We start from the raw sequence: 15443 nt of genomic DNA on the forward strand, positions 1-15443 counted from the left end.
CCGATCGGGTCCGGTGGGGCTTCCCGCGCAGGGCCTGGTGCTTTCAGGGGCGCGGGGAACTGCGCGAGAAGCCCCACGCACCCGCACCCGACAACGCACCCACCCCGCCCATCAACACCCGTGCCGGTCCCGCTCCGGCGAGTACAGGTGGCTGTCCCGGAACTGCTCCGCCCCCAGCGTCCGCCCGACCATGATCACAGCCGTACGCAGCACACCCGCCGCCTTCACCTGCCCGGCGATCTCCTCCAACGTCCCCCGCAGGATCAGCTCGTCGGGCCGCGAGGCATACGCGACGACCGCGGCAGGACAGTCCGCCCCGTAGTGCGGCACAAGCTCCTCCACGACCCGGTCCACGTACCGCGCGGCCAGGTGGAGCACGATCAGCGCCCCGCTCCGGCCTAGCGTGGCCAGATCCTCACCCGCCGGCATGGCCGTGGCCCGCTGCGCGATCCGCGTGAGGATGACGGTCTGCCCGACCGTCGGCACGGTCAGCTCCCGCTTCAGCGCCGCCGCCGCGGCGGCGAACGCGGGCACCCCCGGCACCACCTCGTACGGCACTCCCGCCGCGTCCAGCCGCCGCATCTGCTCGGCGACCGCGCTGAACACGGACGGGTCCCCCGAGTGCAGCCGGGCCACGTCGTGACCCTCCTCGTGCGCGCGCACCAGCTCGGCGGTGATCTGGTCCAGATCGAGCTGAGCGGTGTCCACCAGCCGTGCGTCCGGCGGGCATTCCGCCAGCAGTTCGCGCGGGACGAGGCTGCCCGCGTACAGGCAGACCCCGCAGGCGGCGAGCCTGCGGGCGCCCCGGACCGTGATCAGGTCGGCGGCACCGGGGCCGGCGCCGATGAAGTACACGGTCATCTGTCTGCTCCCGAAGCGGTGTCGGCGGTGTCGGCGGTGTCGAGACTGGTCCTGCGTACGGCCCACTGGGTCACCGGCATCGCCTGCCGCCATCCGGTGAAGCCGCCCACGGGCACGGCGTGCGCCACGGAGAGCCGCACCAGCTCCCCGCCGTGGCGGCGGTGGGCTGCGGCGAGGACTGCCTCGGACTCCAGCGTGACGGTGTTGGCGACCAGCCGCCCGCCCGGCGGCAGGGCCTGCCGGCAGGCGTCGAGGAGGCCGGGCGCGGTGAGCCCGCCGCCGATGAACACGGCGTCGGGCGGCGGCAGTTCGGCCAGGGCGGCGGGCGCGGCCCCGGTGACGACCCGCAGGCCGGGCACGCCGAGCCGGTCGGCGTTGCGGGTGATGCGTGCGGCGCGCACCGGGTCGCGTTCGACGGTGAGCGCGCGGCACGTGGGGTGCGTGCGCATCCACTCGATCGCGATCGAGCCCGAGCCGCCGCCGATGTCCCAGAGGAGTTCGCCGGGTGCCGGGGCCAGCGCGGCCAGCGTGGCGGCGCGGACGTACCGCTTGGTGAGCTGCCCGTCGTGCTCGTACGCCTCGTCGGGGAGGCCGGGCCCGGCACCGAGGCGGAGGGCGTCCGGGGCCCGTCGGCACTCGACGGCGACGATGTTGAGGGGGTCGCCGGGCGGGTGCGCGGGCTCCCAGTCGTCGGCGGTGGTCTCCTCGCCCGTCCGCTCCTTCTCGCCGCCGAGCTGTTCCAGGACCCGCATCCGGCTCGGTCCGAAGCCCCGGTCCCGCAGCAGGGCCGCGACCTCGGCAGGTGTACCGGCGTCCGCGCTGAGCACGAGGAGCCGTCGGCCGTCGTGCAGGGCGGTGGCCAGGCGGGCGGCGGGCCGGCCGACGAGCGTGACGACCTCGACGTCCTCCAGCGGCCAGCCGAGGCGGGCGGCGGCGTAGGAGACGGAGGAGGGGTGCGGCAGGACGCGCAGCCGGTCGCCGGCCTCCTCGGCGAGGGCGCGGCCGATGCCGTAGAACATGGGGTCGCCGCTGGCCAGTACGGCGATCCGGCGGCCGGAGTGCGCGGCGAGCAGGGCGGGGACCGCGGGCCGCAGGGGCGAGGGCCAGGTGATCCGCTCGCCCGCGCACTGCGGCGGCAGCAGGTCGAGCTGCCGGGGGGCACCGATCAGGACCCCGGCCTCGCGCAGCGCCGCCCGGGAGGCGTCGGGGAGGCCGCGCCAGCCGTCGGCGCCGAGCCCGACGACGGTGACGGCGTACGGCGGTCCTGGTCGTGCGGGGGTCACTGCGCGGTACCTCGGGCGGATCGGGGACGGTTCTCGGGGACGACAGAGGCGCACTCTACTGGGCGGTGACCTGCGCACCCGTGCCCGGGTGCGCGGGAGCCGGCCGCCGCGCTCCCGCGCCGCGCCCGGTCAGCGGGCCCAATGGGTGATGTCGCGGAAGCGGGCCTCGGCGCGGCCGGAGCCGTGGTGGTAGACGCCGTTCTTGAAGTAGCGGGTGGCGGGGCCGCGGTCGGCGACCGTGAGGACGAGGGCGTTGTCGAAATAGACCTTGATGGTGCCGGTTCCGCCGCTCGCCTCGTGGGCGACCTTCACGTTGAACCAGGTGTCGTAGGCGTCGGTCTTGAGGACCGTGCCGTCGTAGCGGCGCACGGTGCCGCCGCCGGTGTCGTGGACGTTGAGCATGATGTCCGTGGCCGGGGTGCCCGAGGGGCGTCGGGTCCGCAGGATCTGGACGAAGGACGCGCGGTCGGTGCCGGCCGGGAGGTAGACGTCGGCGTCCCACATGCGGTCGCCGGTGGTGTAGTCGTTCTTCCAGCGCATCTCCGTGCGCGGGCCGGTGGAGCTGCCCTGCTCGAAGGGCTCGTCGGTGGCGTACACCCACATACGGTGGACGCCCCCGGTGTGGCTGTGGCGGTCGCTCAGGTCGAGGTTCCAGGGCTTGTGCCAGCTGTACGTGAACGCGGTCCGGGTCCAGCCGTCGGTCGGGTCGGCGGCCGGGACGGCAGTCGGGGGTGGGGCCGGGACGGCGGTCGGGTCGGCGGCGGGGGCAGCGGCGACCGTTCCGCCGGCCAGCAGACCCGCTCCCGCCCGCAGGACGGTTCGTCTCTTCATCAGCCTTGTCCTTCCGCGACAGGAAACATCGGAGGAGTGCAAACGTCTGGACCAGGTGCCAGAGTGAGCATGGAGGTCAATTCCCCGGCGAGACAGGCTAATTCAGGCCCATGTTGCACGGGATCCTGCCATCGGCCGGCCCATTGACAGACCCCTCAGCCCTGCCTAGGTTCGCCGATACACCCGATGTATCGATGATCCGTCAGGTATGGAGGACGATGATGACCTCACAGTCGGGGAAGCACTCCCCCCTGCCCCGCCGTGCCGTGATCGGCACCGCGTTGGGCGGCGCGGCAGCGGCGGCCCTGCCCGGAACGGCCCATGCCGGACCGCCCTTACCGACGGCGGCACCGGCCACCGGAGCCGATGCGCCGGCCGCCCCGGGGAGCAGACGCCCCTGGCAACTCCGCGACACCATGACCACCGACGGCTCCTGGGACCGGTTCCTGCGCGAGCAGGACCTGCGCTGGAGGAGACTGCCCACCCGCTGGTACGAGGGCCCGTTCCTCGGCGACGGGCTGCTCGGCAGCATGATCTATCAGGAACCGGACGCCAACCGGATCCGGTTCACCGTCCAGCACGGCCGCGTCCAGGACCACCGGCCCGAGTTCGGCAGCGGCTGGGGCACCTGCCGGCTGCCGGTCGGCCACCTCACGCTCGACCCGGTCGGCACCATCACCGCCGTCGACTGGCGACTGAGCCTGTGGAACGCCGAACTGACCGGCACCGTGACCACCACCGCCGGCACCCTCACCCTCTCCGCCCTCGTCCATGACGAGGTGCTGGCCACCCGCGTGACGGCGGCCGGCGGCGAACGTGTCGTCTGGACCTTCCACCCCGAGGAGGCCGTCAGCCCCCGGCGGATCAGCGAGGCCCCGCCCGCCGGCTACACCGCCCACCCGCCCTGGACGACCCGGACCACCGCCGACGGCACCGAACAGGTGCTCCAGCCACTCATCGGCGGCCAGACCGCCACCGCCTACCGCCACGTCAGCTCGGGCGACAGCGACGAACTGCTGCTCGCCGTCGGCCACAGCGCCCCCTCCACGACCGCCGCCGAGGCCGACTCGCTACGGCATCTCCGGCGCGCCAAGTCGTACAACACCCTTCGCCGGCGGCACCGCGACTGGTGGCACGCCTTCTACCCCAAGAGCTTCGTCTCGTTCCCCGACGAACGGCTGCAGAGCTTCCACTGGATCCAGCTCTACAAGGTCGCCTCCGCCAGCCGCGCGGGCGGCCCCGCCATGGCCACCTGCGGCCCCTGGCTGGAACCGACCCCGTGGCCGGCGGTGTGGTGGAACCTCAACGTCCAGCTGGAGTACTGGCTCGTCCACGGCTCCAACCACCTGGAACTCGACTCGCTCGCCACCACCGTGCGCCAGAACCAGGAACAGCTCATCGCCAACGTGCCGGCCGCCTACCGCGCGGACAGCTCCGGTGTCGGCCGCAGCTCGGACATGTTCGCCACCCGGAACGTGGGCCGACCGGGCACCGGCGCCGAGGTGGGCGACCTCACCTGGGCACTGCACAACGTGTGGCTGACCTACCGGCACTCCATGGACCAGGCCTTGCTGCGCGACACGGTCTTCCCGGTACTGCGCCGGGCGATCAACTACTACCTGCACTTCCTCACCCCGGGCAGCGACGGCAGGCTGCATCTGCCGAGCACGCTCTCCCCCGAGTATCCGGTCGTGCCGCCGCAGGACACCAACTACGACCTGGCCCTCATCCGCTGGGGCTGCCGCACGCTCATCGATTCCGCCGAACTCCTCGGTGTGGACGACGAGTTGATCCCGCGCTGGCAGGAGGTGCTGACCCGGCTCACCCCGTACCCGGTCGACGGCAACGGCTTCATGATCGGCGCCGACACCCCGTACGCGCAGTCCCACCGGCACTACTCGCACCTGCTGATGGTGTATCCCCTGTACCTCGTCAACTGGGAGCAGCCCGAGAACCGTGACCTGATCACGAAGTCGGTCGTCCGCTGGCACGCGCTGCCCAGCGCCCACCGGGGCTACAGCTACACGGGAGCCGCGTCGATGTACGCGATGACCGGCGACGGCGACACCGCGATCAGCTATCTGCGGAAGTTCTTCGACCCCACCACCCGCTACCCCTGCCGGCCCAACACCCACTACACCGAGGCCGGTCCGGTGATCGAGACACCGCTGTCCGCCTCGCAGTCGCTGCACGACATGTTCTGCCAGAGCTGGGGCGGCGTGATCCGTGTCTTCCCCGCCGTCCCCTCCGCCTGGGCGGACGTGACCCTGCACGACTTCCGCACCCAGGGCGCCTTCCTGGTCAGCGCCGTCCGCAGGGCGGGGGCAACCCGGTTCATCCGGATCAGGAGCCTGGCCGGTGAACCGCTGAAGCTGCGGCACGGGCTCGCCGGCCGCCTCACCGTCCTCCTCGACGACGGCACACCGGCCCGCACCGACGACCTGGGCGACGGCACCCTCGCCATCGACCTGCCCAAGGGCCGCGAGGTCCTCGTCCACTCCGGCTCCCGGCCCGACCTCGTCATCGAGCCGGTCGCCGTCAGCGAGCCGGGTGCCGCCTGGGGACTGCCGTAGAAGCCACCGTCCGAGGGCCACGTACACAGCAACAGGGAGGACTCTCATGGCGGTTCCGATCAGGACCGCGGTCGCCGGGCTCTGCGCCGGGCTGATGGCCACACTGCTCACCACCGTGCCCGCACGGGCCGAACCGCACGACCGCGCCTGGACCGTGTCCGCGACGGCGCACGCACCCCGCGCGCGGGTGTCCCTGGACTCCACCACCGGCGCCCTGAGCCTGACGGTGTCCCGCGGCGGCCGTACGGTGATCGAGCCGTCGCCCGTCGGCATCGTCACCGAACGGGCCGACCTGTCCCGGGGGCTGCGCTTCCTGCACCGCAGGGACAGGGTGATCGACGAGCGGTACCGGACGAGGGCCGGCAAGCGGCTGGAGCGCCGGGTGCGGATGGACGAGAGCCGGCTGTCGTTCGCGACCACCGCCGGTGCCCGGCTCGACCTCGTCGTCCGCGCCTCCGCCGACGGCGTCGCCTACCGGTACGTCCTGCCCGCCGGGTACGGCGACGTGCTCGGCGAGACGTCCGCGTTCAGCCTTCCGGCGGACGCGCAGGCCTGGCTCGGCACCTACCGGGCCGACAACGAGGGGCAGTTCGTCCAGTACACCGCCGCGAGCGCGCCCACCGGCTCGTACGCGGACCAGGCGCTGTTCGCGACCGACGGCGGCTACACCCTGCTCGCCGAGTCCGACCTCACCGGCGCCTACTCCGGCGCCCGGCTCACCCACGAGCAGGGCACGGGCACCTACCGGATCAGGCTCGCCGACGACCGGGTCGGGACCGACGGCCCCCTCGCCACCCCCTGGCGGGCCATGGTCACCGGCGACCTCGCCACCGTCACCGGCTCCACCTTCACCGACGACCTGGCCCCCGCCTCCAAGGTCCGTGACCCTTCCTGGATCCGGCCCGGCACCGCCCTGTGGACCTGGCTCGCCGGCGGCCGACCGGCCGGCCAGAGCCTCGCGGCGCAGAAGGAGTACGTCGACTACGCCGCCGAACGCGGCTGGCCCTACGAGGCCGTCGACGCGGGCTGGTACTTCAGGTCGGACGCCTGGGACACCACCGACCCGGACTGGCAGACCAACAGCTGGATGCCCGAACTCGTCGCGTACGCGCGCGCCAGGGGGGTCGGCATCATCGTCTGGATCCACCAGCGCGACCTCGACACGGCCGAGGAACGCGCCCGGTGGCTGCCCACCCTGGAACGCTGGGGCGTCAAGGGTGTCAAGATCGACTTCATGGACTCCGAGGCGCAGGCCACGCTCCGCTGGTACGACGCGATCCTCCCGGAGACCGCCGCCCACCACCTCCTGGTCAACTTCCACGGCTCCACGATCCCCAAGGGCATCCAGCGCACCTGGCCGCACGTGATGACCCTGGAAGGCGTCGCGGGCGAGGAGAAGCGCACCAACACCGCCGCCCACCTCACCACCCTGCCCTTCACCCGTAACGTCATCGGCTCCATGGACTTCACCCCCGGCGCCTTCCAGCGCGTCGGACTGCGCCCCAACTCCGACGCGGCCGAGGTGGGGCTCTCCGTCGCCTACGAGTCGGGCCTGCAGATGTTCGCGGGCACCCCCGAGTCGTACGACGCCCGCCCGCTCGCCCGCGCCTACTTCGACCAGGTCCCCGCCGCCTGGGACGACACCCGGCTCCTGGCCGGACAGCCCGGTCGGGAGGCGGTGCTCGCACGCCGCAGCGGCGACCGCTGGTTCGTCGGCGGGGTGTACGCCGGCGCGGCCCGCACCGCCGAGGTGCCGCTGTCCCTGGGCTCCGGCCGCTGGCTGGTCGAGACGGTCCGGGACGGCGCCGACGGCCTCGTCCAGGACCGACGGGTCCTGCGCGGCGGCGACCCGCTCGCCGTCGACGTCACCGCCAACGGCGGTTTCGCCGCCCTGGCCTGCCCGTGGCGCCCGGGGGTCGCCACCTGCTACCGCTGACGCGGCCTCGCCTGCGGGCGCCCGGACCCGCTCAGCCGGGTGTCAGAGTGCGGACCGGGGTGCCGGCGAGGAAGGCGGTGATGTCCTCCACCGCCTCCGTGTAGAAGGTGCGGTAGTTCCGCTCGGTGACATAGCCCAGGTGCGGGGTGGCGAGCACGTTCGGGAGGGAGCGCAGAGGGTCGTCGGCGGGGAGCGGTTCGGTCTCGAAGACGTCGAGACCGGCGCCGGCGATCCAGCCCTCGCGCAGGGCGCGTTCGAGGGCTGCCCGGTCGACGATGGCGGCTCGGGAGGTGTTGACGAGGTGGGCGTGCGGGCGCATCGCACGCAGTTCCGGCTCCCCGAGCAGGCCGCGGGTGCGGTCGGACAGGACGAGGTGGACGGACACGAAGTCGCTGCGGCCGAGCAGATCCGCCTTGCCGGCGGCGAGTTGGGCTCCCACCGCGGCCGCCCGTTCGGCGGTGAGGTTCTGGCTCCAGGCGAGGACCTCCATGCCGAAGGCGTTGGCGACGCGGGCCACCCGGGTGCCGATCCTGCCCAGTCCGAGCAGTCCGAGGGTACGGCCGTGCAGGTCCTGCCCGACGGTGGACTGCCAGGGGCCGCCCTCGCGCAGCACCCGGCTCTCCACGGTGAGGTGGCGGGCCAGGCCGAGGAGGAGCGCCCAGGTCAGTTCGACGGGCGGGGTGGGGCTGCTCGCCGTACCGCACACGACCACACCCTGGGCCCGGGCCGCGGCGAGGTCGATGGAGGCGTTGCGCATACCGGTGGTCACCAGCAGGCGCAGCCGGGGCAGTCGGCGCAGCAGGTCGGCGTCGATGGGGGTGCGTTCCCGCATGGCCACGACGATCTCGCAGTCGGTGAGTTCGGCCACGAGCCCGTCCCGGTCGGTGATGTTCTCGCGGAGCGTGCGCACCTCGACCCGGTCGGCGAGGGGGCTCCAGTCGGCCATGGTGAGGGCGGCGCCCTGGTAGTCGTCCAGCACTGCGCAGTGGAGGGTCATACGGGCAGTCTGCCGTTCGCCGCCCCGTAGGCAGGAATGTGATCCACGCGACATCACCTTTGATTCAAATTTGAATCATGCAGGGCTATGGTCGACACGACAGTCACTTCAAATCTGAAGCAACGGTCGCAGCGCCTTGACCCCCGCCCCTTGGAGTCTCCCCATGCCCACCTCCCTCGGCCGCGCCTCCACCGACGCCGCACCCCGCTACGCCAAGCAACTCGCCTCGCACTTCGGCCGGAAGATCCCCACCGAGCAGACGCCCGAAGGCGGCCACCGCCTCACCTTCGAGCAGACCGATGTCCTCCTCCAGCCCGCCGATGACCACCTCCTGATCCGCGTGACCGCACCCGACGCGTCCGCGCTCACCTCCATCCGCGAGGTCGTGGGCAGCCACCTCGAACGCTTCGGCCAGCGCAACGAACTGTCCGTCACCTGGGAAGAGCCCTCCGAGAGCTGACAGGCGAGAGCCGACGGCCGCGGCGGACATCCGGCCCCCACAGACCCGTCCCGACCGATGCGCCGACGCCACGCGACGGCACGCGGGCGGAGGCGCGCTGATCGCGTTCGTGGCCGCCCCTGGCCGCTCGTGGCCCGCCCGTTGCCGATCGTCACCTTCGCCGCCACCACCCTGCTGATCATCGGCGGCTGGAGCCTGGGCCATCTGCTGGGATCCGGCGGCGGACCGATGAAGCCGGTGGTCTTCTTCACCAAGTCCTCGACCCTCGGCACCATCCGGATCCTGCTGGTCCACCTCGCCTCCGACATCGCCCTGCCGCTGTACTACCGCAGATACGGCCGCGGGAGTTCCGGGTGGTCCGGCACCTCGTCCTGCCCGCGCTCGGCACCCTGGCGATGCCGGACCCGCTCCACTACCTCGCCAAGCCGGGCCGGCCCGGCCCGTACAGCTGGTTCCCCTACGCGGCGCCGGCCGCGCTGCTCGCAACCATCGGCTACGCGGCCCTCCTGGTCCGCCGCGACCCGACCCTCGCCGACCGCGTCGGCACCGTGGTCGCCGACGCGGACCGAAGCGCGGGGTCGCGGCTCCTGGTCCTGGGGCGCGCCCGATCTACGCCGACCACAGCTGGAAGGTCCGCGTCTACCAGGTCGACCTGCACGGCGCCACCGACATCCGCGGCCGCGACTCCCTCTCGCCCCGTCCGCACCGCCTGTCCGGGCCGTGCGGCCGGTGCGGCCCGTGCGGCCGGTGCGGCCGGTGCGGCCGGTGCGGCCGGTGCGCACAATGCTCGTGACCGACCTGTCGGATGTACCCGGGCTCCCGGGTCGACAACGTCGAGGGCATCACCCTCGGCCCCCGCCTCCCCGACGGCCGCCGCACCGTCGTCCTGGTCTCCGACGACCATTTCGCCGCCCGCCAGGTGACCCAGTTCCTGGCCTTCGCATCCGCCCAGGCCGTTCTGGGCGGACGGTTCGACGGATCGACGGGGCCCTGGTCCCGCCCGGCCGGTCCACACGAGCGGCGTCGGCGCCGCCGGCCTCGCCCAGGGCGAAGCGCGACGGCGCCGACGGTTCCGAACGATGTCGGGTCAGTGCTCCGAGTCGGGGCCGAGGCAGGCAGGTGCCGGCGTCAGCTCCTGGTCCATTGCTGGTTGTTGCTGCCGTTGCAGAGCCAGACGTCGACCTGCGTGCCGTTGCCGGTGCCCGCTCCGGCCGCGTCCAGGCACAGTGCCGGGTTCGCGACGCTGGTCACGGAGAGGTCCGCGTTCACGTTCCACTGCTGTGCCGCCGCGCCGGTGCAGTCGGCGATGACCACGGGGTCGCCCGCCGTGGCTCCGGTGCCTCCTACCGTCATGCACTTGTTGCCATAGACAGTGAGCTGTTTGTCCGCGTTCCAGTTCCAGATCTGGTTGCCTCCGGAGTTGCAGTCCCAGAGGTCGAGCTGGGTTCCGCTCTTCGTGCTGAAGCCGGGCACGTCGACGCAGCGGCCCGAGCCCACGCCCCGCAGGACCTCACCGGGAGGCGCGGGCGGCAGGTCGTTGACCGGCGGGGTCTTGCCGAAGCCGTAGCCCCAGCGCAGCAGCGCGACTCCGGTCTCGCTGTTGTTCACGAGGTTGCCCTTGGCGTCCAGCGACTGGATCGAGTAGGCGTCGTCGAACCGCAGCCCCGGCCAGTAGACCAGGCCCATCCCCTTGCTCCGGGCGGTGTTGGCCACGGCCGCGAGGTACGAGGTGTAGATGTTGCCGTTCCAGGCGCCGTAGTTCAGGCCGATGGTCATCGGGGCGCCGGCCTCGTCGATGATGGTCCGGCCGGCGTACTTGCCGATCCGGGCCTTGAGGTCGGCGGTCCATTCGGACTGCTTGGTGTAGCTGTTCCAGAAGCCGTAGAAGTGCAGGGACAGCAGCGTGCCGCGCAGTTCGCGGGCCGCGCCGACGCCGGTGACGTTGTCGTTGTAGCCGGTGCCGCTGATCACGACACGGCCGCGCGGGACGTCCTTGTACTGGGCCAGCCAGCCGCTGGTGACGGACACCCACTGCTTCAGCGTGTAGCCGTGCGGCTCGTTCATCGGCTCGAAGTAGACCCGCGGGTTGTGCTTGTACTCCCGCACCACGGTCTTCCACATCTTCTTCCAGGCGGCCGTGTCGTCGACCAGCCCGTCCTTGCTGGTGTCGGCCTCCCAGTAGCTGACGATGACCTTGTCACCGTAGGCCGTGGCCGCGTCGATCGTCGCCCGGTACGACTTCCACCAGGTGGAGTTCACGGTCGCCGGGTTGATCGGCAGACGCAGCGTGTTGGCGCCCAGGTTCTTCTTGAAGCCGCGCACCATCTTGTCCGTGGTGCGGTACACGGTGCGGTAGTTGTCGGTCACCGCCAGCCCGCTCGGCACGACGGCGTCACTGGCGTAGTTGTCGCGCGGGTCGGCCCAGTTCACTCCGCGGAAGTCACTGGTACCGCCCTTCGGCTTGGGCTTCTCCGACGCGTGCGAGGCGGCTGACGTGTCGGCGGCCGACTGGGCGAGGGCAGGAGGGGCAGCGCTCAGGAACATGAGCGTCGCACCTAGGCCGGCCATGAGCACGGTGGCCAGCCTTCTGGACCTCGTCGGGGTCTTGGTCATGTCGTCTCCAGTGACAGGAAAGCGCGGAGGGCGGAGTGCGGGTTCGTCACCTGAGCCGAGGCACTGATGATCCTGATGAACCAGGGTCCGGTACGGATACTCGGACCCATTCGAACCGGCCATGTTTACGTAACCATGGCGGAGATTGGCACGGCACGCGCATGGGCGACAAGACCCGTGACCGTTCCGAAATACGACGCGGTCCCCTCACCGGACCCGGAGCGGTCCACCGGTCGATGGGGGCGAGGGCGGCTGTTCGACAGGCCGTCCCACACCCACCAGACATATGCCGCACAGGGTTACATCCTTGGCCTGCCGCCGCATGGAGCTTCATCGGCGAGCCGGGTACCGGAAAGGCGACGCACTTGCCGGAGAGTTGATCCAGTTGCTGCAACTCGCGGCGCACGGAGCCGAGTTCGGCGGCCGGGCAGCCAGGTCGAGCGGCACGTACCTTGCACGCCTCGCCCATGCCCAGGGCCGCCGACGGGCACTCCCTCGGCCACGGCCGTGCGGTCGAAGTACGAGGGCCACCATGCCGCACAGCCGGTCCCGGCGGCCGTCCACGGAGCCGCGCGGGCCGGCCGCGCCCGTGTCGGCCGAACAGCGACGCGTGTGCCCGACTGCGCCCGGAGCCTCGACAGGCGGCCCTGCCTGTCACAGTCTCTTCCCGCCAGGTGGCCTGAGGGCGGCACGAGAAGCGACTGCGACTACGGTCAGTTGACGGATTCCGCCTTCTGCGCCATGCCGTGCGACCGGGCGGTCACATGGTGGGGCAACGGGATCTTCTGCGCGAGCTTGTCGCCCTCGACATCGAGGTCGGGAAGCAGGCGGTCCAGCCAGGCGGGGATCCACCAGGCCTTCTCCTGCGCGAGTGCCATCGTGGCCGGGATGAGCGTCATGCGGATGACGAAGGCGTCGGTGAGGATGCCCGCGGCCAGCGCGAAGCCGGCTTGCTTGATCATGGGCTGGGCGTTGAAGACGAATCCCGCGAACACGGAGACCATGATGGTGGCCGCCGCGACGACGACGGAGCCGGCACGAGCGAAACCCGTGACGGTGGCGTCGCGCGGGGTGGCGCCGTGGACGTGTGCTTCGCGCATGGAGGTGACCAGGAACATCTGGTAGTCCATGGCGAGCCCGTAGAGGATGCCGGTGATGATGATGGGCAGCAGGCTGACGACGGGAGCGGTGGCGTCGAGTCCGATCAGGTCCTGTAGCCAGCCCCACTGGAAAACGGCCGTGGTGAGGCCGAAGGTGGCGGCGATGCTCAGCAGGAAGCCGAGGGTGGCCATCACCGGGACCAGGAAGGAGCGGAAGACCAGGAGGAGGACGATCAGGGAGAGTACGAGCACGGTCGCCACGTAGAGGGGCAGGACGTCGGCGAGCCGGTCCGAGATGTCGATCGCGAGGGCGGTGAAGCCGGTGATGCCGATCGCGGCGCCGTGGGTGTCGCTGATCTGCGGGCTCTTGTTCCGTACGGCGGTGACGAGGTCCTTGGTCGCGTCGTCGTTGGGGCCACTGCCGGGAATGAGGCTGAGGATGGCCGTGGTACCGGTGCTGTTCATCCCTGCCAGTGAGACCGCGGTCGCGCCCTTGATGTCCTTCAGCTCGGAGGTGACGGCGGCAAGCGTTGCGGGAGTGAGGGGTTGTTCCTTCGCGGTGGGGCTGACGGCGACCAGGAGCGGGCCGTTGTAGCCGGGCCCGTAGGTGTCGCTGACCAGCTCGTAGCTCTGGCGCTGCGCGGTGCCGCCGTTGTAGCTGGCCCCGGAGGGCAGGCCCAGCTTCATGTCGGCGGCAGGCACTGCCAGAACCGCGGGAACAAGGAGCGCGATCGCGAGAGCGGGGTACCTGTGGCGCACCAGGCGCGCTCCCCAGCGGGTTGCCCGCACGGGTGCGGCGACGGCTTTCCGCTGCCGCGCCGTGTTCCGGGTCCGGCTGGAGCAGACGCGTTCCTTGACCAGACCCAACAGCGCCGGGAGCAGGGTCAGGGCGAGCAGGACGGAGATCGCGATCGTGGCGGCGGCGACCACGGCCATGGTGCTGAGCAGAGTGATCCCGACGACCAGCAGCCCCGTCAGGGCGATGACGACGGTGGTGCCGGCGAAGAAGACCGCGCTTCCGGCGGTGCCGATGGCGCGGCCGGCCGCTTCGTGCGCGTCCAGCCCGTCGTCCAGAATCAGCCGGCGCTGCCTGTTGACGATGAACAGGGCATAGTCGATGCCCACGGCCAGTCCCAGCATCAGTGCCAGTACCGCGGTGAGCGAATGGATCTCGAAGACGGTAGAGAGGGTGAAGGCGCCGCCCACTCCCACCGTGACACCGACCAGGGCGATGACGAGGGGCAGGCCCGCTGCCACGACCGACCCCAAGGTGATCAGCAGGACGACGGCCGCGACGACGACGCCGACGATCTCCCCGACGCCGACGACCTCGGGGATCTCCATCATGCTCGCCGACGGCAGGACCTGGAGACCGCCGGGTGCGGACTCGCGTTCAGCGACCTCGACGGTGCTGTCGATCGTCCCGGAGGGAAGCTCGTAGGTCTGCTCGTCGAACTGGAACTGCATCAGAGCCGTCGAGCCGTCGGCCGAGACCGTGACTCCCGCCACCGGCCGACCGTCGGCCTGGAACGGTACGGGGGTCTTGGCGGAGGGTGACTGTCCGGCAGCCTGAGCCACCGCCGTCTGGGCCCGCAGCAGCGGACTGCTCTCCCCCTTGGCGGCTTCCCGCGCCAGGACCTTCCTGGTGTCGATGACGTGGTCGTGGCTGTAGACGGCGTCCACCGCCGCCATCAGGGCGGTACGAACGCCCACGTCGTCGATCCGGGCTCCGTCCGGGGCCTTGAAAACCAACATGCCCTGGCCCCCGGACGCTTCCGGCAGAGAGGTGGCCAGATCGTCGATGACCTTCTGGGACGGGGTGCCGTCGATACGCACCTCGTTGCTGAGCTTGACCGGGCTGGTCACGAGAAGCGCCACGACGGCCGCCACCACGGCCAGCCAGCCCACGATGACATACCAGGGTTTGCCGTAGGCAAACCTTCCCAGCCGGTAGAACAGGACGGACACAGTTCTCTCCCCTTCTCCATGCGCCCTCGACGGACGGCACGGCACGCGAAGTGAGAGGCTACTATCAAAACGATAGGGAACTATCATCCGGGGTGCGGATAGCCTTTCCGGAGCCCGCCGGAGCCCGCCGGAGCCGGCCGGAGCAGAGAGGAACCGCACATGGCGACCACGAAGGACCGCGCGCCCCGGCGCAGAGTCGACGCACGCTCCAGCGTGGAGCGCATCACCGCCGCCGGGCGCACCGTGCTCAGCACGGGCGAAGCCTCCCTGGAACAGATCGCGGCCGAGGCCGGCGTGGGCATCGCCACCCTCTATCGCCACTTCCCAAACCGGGAAGCCGTCGTCCGGGCCGTCCTCGACAACATCCTCGAAACCGACCTGCTCCCCCTCATCGACGATGCCGCGGACGCACCCCACCCGCGCCAGTCCCTCCAGGACATCGCCACACATCTGCTCAGCCTGATCGCTCAGGAACAGGGACTGGTCACCTTCGCCGGTAACTTCACCGACATCGCCATGGACGCCCTCCAACGCCTCAGCGACTCTCTCCACGCCCTCCTGCTGCGCGCGCAGCAGGAGGGCGAGATCCGTCCCGACCTCACCGCGGAAGACATCCCGCGCTTCCTCGTGATGGCCGTCGGCGGCCTCGCGCTGCCGGGCACCGCTCCCTCCCTGCGCGCCCGCTTCATCGCCCTGCTCTTCGACTCGCTCAACCCCGCCAACGCAACTCCCCTGCCCCCGCTGCGGCCCGGAGAGGGCGATCTGCGCACCGCGCTCAGCAACGTCGCACGCACCTGATCCCGCAGCCGCCCTCCGCCGAG

Annotated in this window: 10 protein-coding genes and 2 pseudogenes; 6 read left to right on the forward strand and 6 right to left on the reverse strand. The window is 71.4% G+C overall.

The genetic code is table 11. The features are described from left to right. Positions 1-111: 111 nt before the first annotated feature. The 3 genes from cobM to ACWCRJ_RS39610 form a co-directional block, all read right to left on the reverse strand. Complete coding sequence (cobM, locus tag ACWCRJ_RS39600; RefSeq protein ID WP_450943834.1) at positions 112-861, reverse strand: precorrin-4 C(11)-methyltransferase; 750 nt, start codon at positions 859-861, stop codon at positions 112-114. After that, entirely contained in the window at positions 858-2144 is a 1287-nt protein-coding gene (cbiE, locus tag ACWCRJ_RS39605; protein ID WP_450943835.1) for a precorrin-6y C5,15-methyltransferase (decarboxylating) subunit CbiE, read from the reverse strand. The genes cobM and cbiE overlap by 4 nt, the downstream gene beginning before the upstream one ends. A gap of 129 nt (positions 2145-2273) precedes the next feature. Continuing rightward, complete coding sequence (locus tag ACWCRJ_RS39610; RefSeq protein WP_450943836.1) at positions 2274-2975, reverse strand: polysaccharide lyase family 7 protein; 702 nt, start codon at positions 2973-2975, stop codon at positions 2274-2276. 221 nt (positions 2976-3196) lie between these two features. Here ACWCRJ_RS39610 and ACWCRJ_RS39615 point away from each other — a divergent pair, with 221 nt between their 5' ends. Together ACWCRJ_RS39615 and ACWCRJ_RS39620 are read left to right on the forward strand one after the other, a co-directional pair. After that, complete coding sequence (locus ACWCRJ_RS39615) at positions 3197-5548, forward strand: glycosyl hydrolase family 95 catalytic domain-containing protein (RefSeq protein WP_450943837.1); 2352 nt, start codon at positions 3197-3199, stop codon at positions 5546-5548. 46 nt (positions 5549-5594) lie between these two features. Beyond that, positions 5595-7484, forward strand: coding sequence for a glycoside hydrolase family 97 catalytic domain-containing protein (locus tag ACWCRJ_RS39620; protein ID WP_450943838.1), 1890 nt, complete (start codon positions 5595-5597; stop codon positions 7482-7484). Between the two features lie 31 nt (positions 7485-7515). Here the strand turns inward: ACWCRJ_RS39620 and ACWCRJ_RS39625 are convergent, their stop codons facing one another. Next, positions 7516-8481, reverse strand: a complete 966-nt coding sequence (locus tag ACWCRJ_RS39625) for a D-2-hydroxyacid dehydrogenase family protein (protein WP_450943839.1) — start codon at positions 8479-8481, stop codon at positions 7516-7518. Positions 8482-8644: 163 nt separating this feature from the next. Here ACWCRJ_RS39625 and ACWCRJ_RS39630 point away from each other — a divergent pair, with 163 nt between their 5' ends. From ACWCRJ_RS39630 to ACWCRJ_RS39640, 3 genes and pseudogenes are all read left to right on the forward strand, one after another. Then, positions 8645-8941, forward strand: a complete 297-nt coding sequence (locus ACWCRJ_RS39630) for a DUF2218 domain-containing protein (RefSeq protein WP_450943840.1) — start codon at positions 8645-8647, stop codon at positions 8939-8941. A gap of 147 nt (positions 8942-9088) precedes the next feature. Next, a pseudogene (locus ACWCRJ_RS39635) lies at positions 9089-9507 on the forward strand (APC family permease); the annotation flags it as partial. 239 nt (positions 9508-9746) lie between these two features. Continuing rightward, a pseudogene (locus tag ACWCRJ_RS39640) lies at positions 9747-9806 on the forward strand (hypothetical protein); the annotation flags it as partial. Positions 9807-10069: 263 nt separating this feature from the next. On the opposite strand, the gene ACWCRJ_RS39645 reads toward ACWCRJ_RS39640, so the two are convergent. Beyond that, on the reverse strand, positions 10070-11554 hold the full coding sequence (locus tag ACWCRJ_RS39645; protein WP_450943841.1) for a ricin-type beta-trefoil lectin domain protein: 1485 nt from the start codon (positions 11552-11554) through the stop codon (positions 10070-10072). A 713-nt stretch (positions 11555-12267) separates the two neighbouring features. Further along, entirely contained in the window at positions 12268-14622 is a 2355-nt protein-coding gene (locus ACWCRJ_RS39650; protein WP_450943842.1) for an MMPL family transporter, read from the reverse strand. Positions 14623-14781: 159 nt separating this feature from the next. Between ACWCRJ_RS39650 and ACWCRJ_RS39655 the strand changes: the two genes are divergently transcribed. After that, positions 14782-15420 (forward strand): TetR/AcrR family transcriptional regulator, encoded by a 639-nt coding sequence (locus tag ACWCRJ_RS39655; RefSeq protein WP_450943843.1) that lies wholly within the window; start codon positions 14782-14784, stop codon positions 15418-15420. Positions 15421-15443: the final 23 nt, after the last annotated feature.

This window comes from Streptomyces sp. NPDC002324, assembly GCF_053593335.1.

Coding starts and splice junctions, on each gene's coding strand:
- ACWCRJ_RS39620 (WP_450943838.1), top strand. CDS start 5,595: ATGGCGGTTCCGATCAGGACCGCGGTCGCCGGGCTCTGCGCCGGGCTG.
- cobM (WP_450943834.1), bottom strand. CDS start 861: ATGACCGTGTACTTCATCGGCGCCGGCCCCGGTGCCGCCGACCTGATC.
- ACWCRJ_RS39610 (WP_450943836.1), bottom strand. CDS start 2,975: ATGAAGAGACGAACCGTCCTGCGGGCGGGAGCGGGTCTGCTGGCCGGC.
- ACWCRJ_RS39615 (WP_450943837.1), top strand. CDS start 3,197: ATGACCTCACAGTCGGGGAAGCACTCCCCCCTGCCCCGCCGTGCCGTG.
- ACWCRJ_RS39655 (WP_450943843.1), top strand. CDS start 14,782: ATGGCGACCACGAAGGACCGCGCGCCCCGGCGCAGAGTCGACGCACGC.
- ACWCRJ_RS39625 (WP_450943839.1), bottom strand. CDS start 8,481: ATGACCCTCCACTGCGCAGTGCTGGACGACTACCAGGGCGCCGCCCTC.
- ACWCRJ_RS39645 (WP_450943841.1), bottom strand. CDS start 11,554: ATGACCAAGACCCCGACGAGGTCCAGAAGGCTGGCCACCGTGCTCATG.
- ACWCRJ_RS39630 (WP_450943840.1), top strand. CDS start 8,645: ATGCCCACCTCCCTCGGCCGCGCCTCCACCGACGCCGCACCCCGCTAC.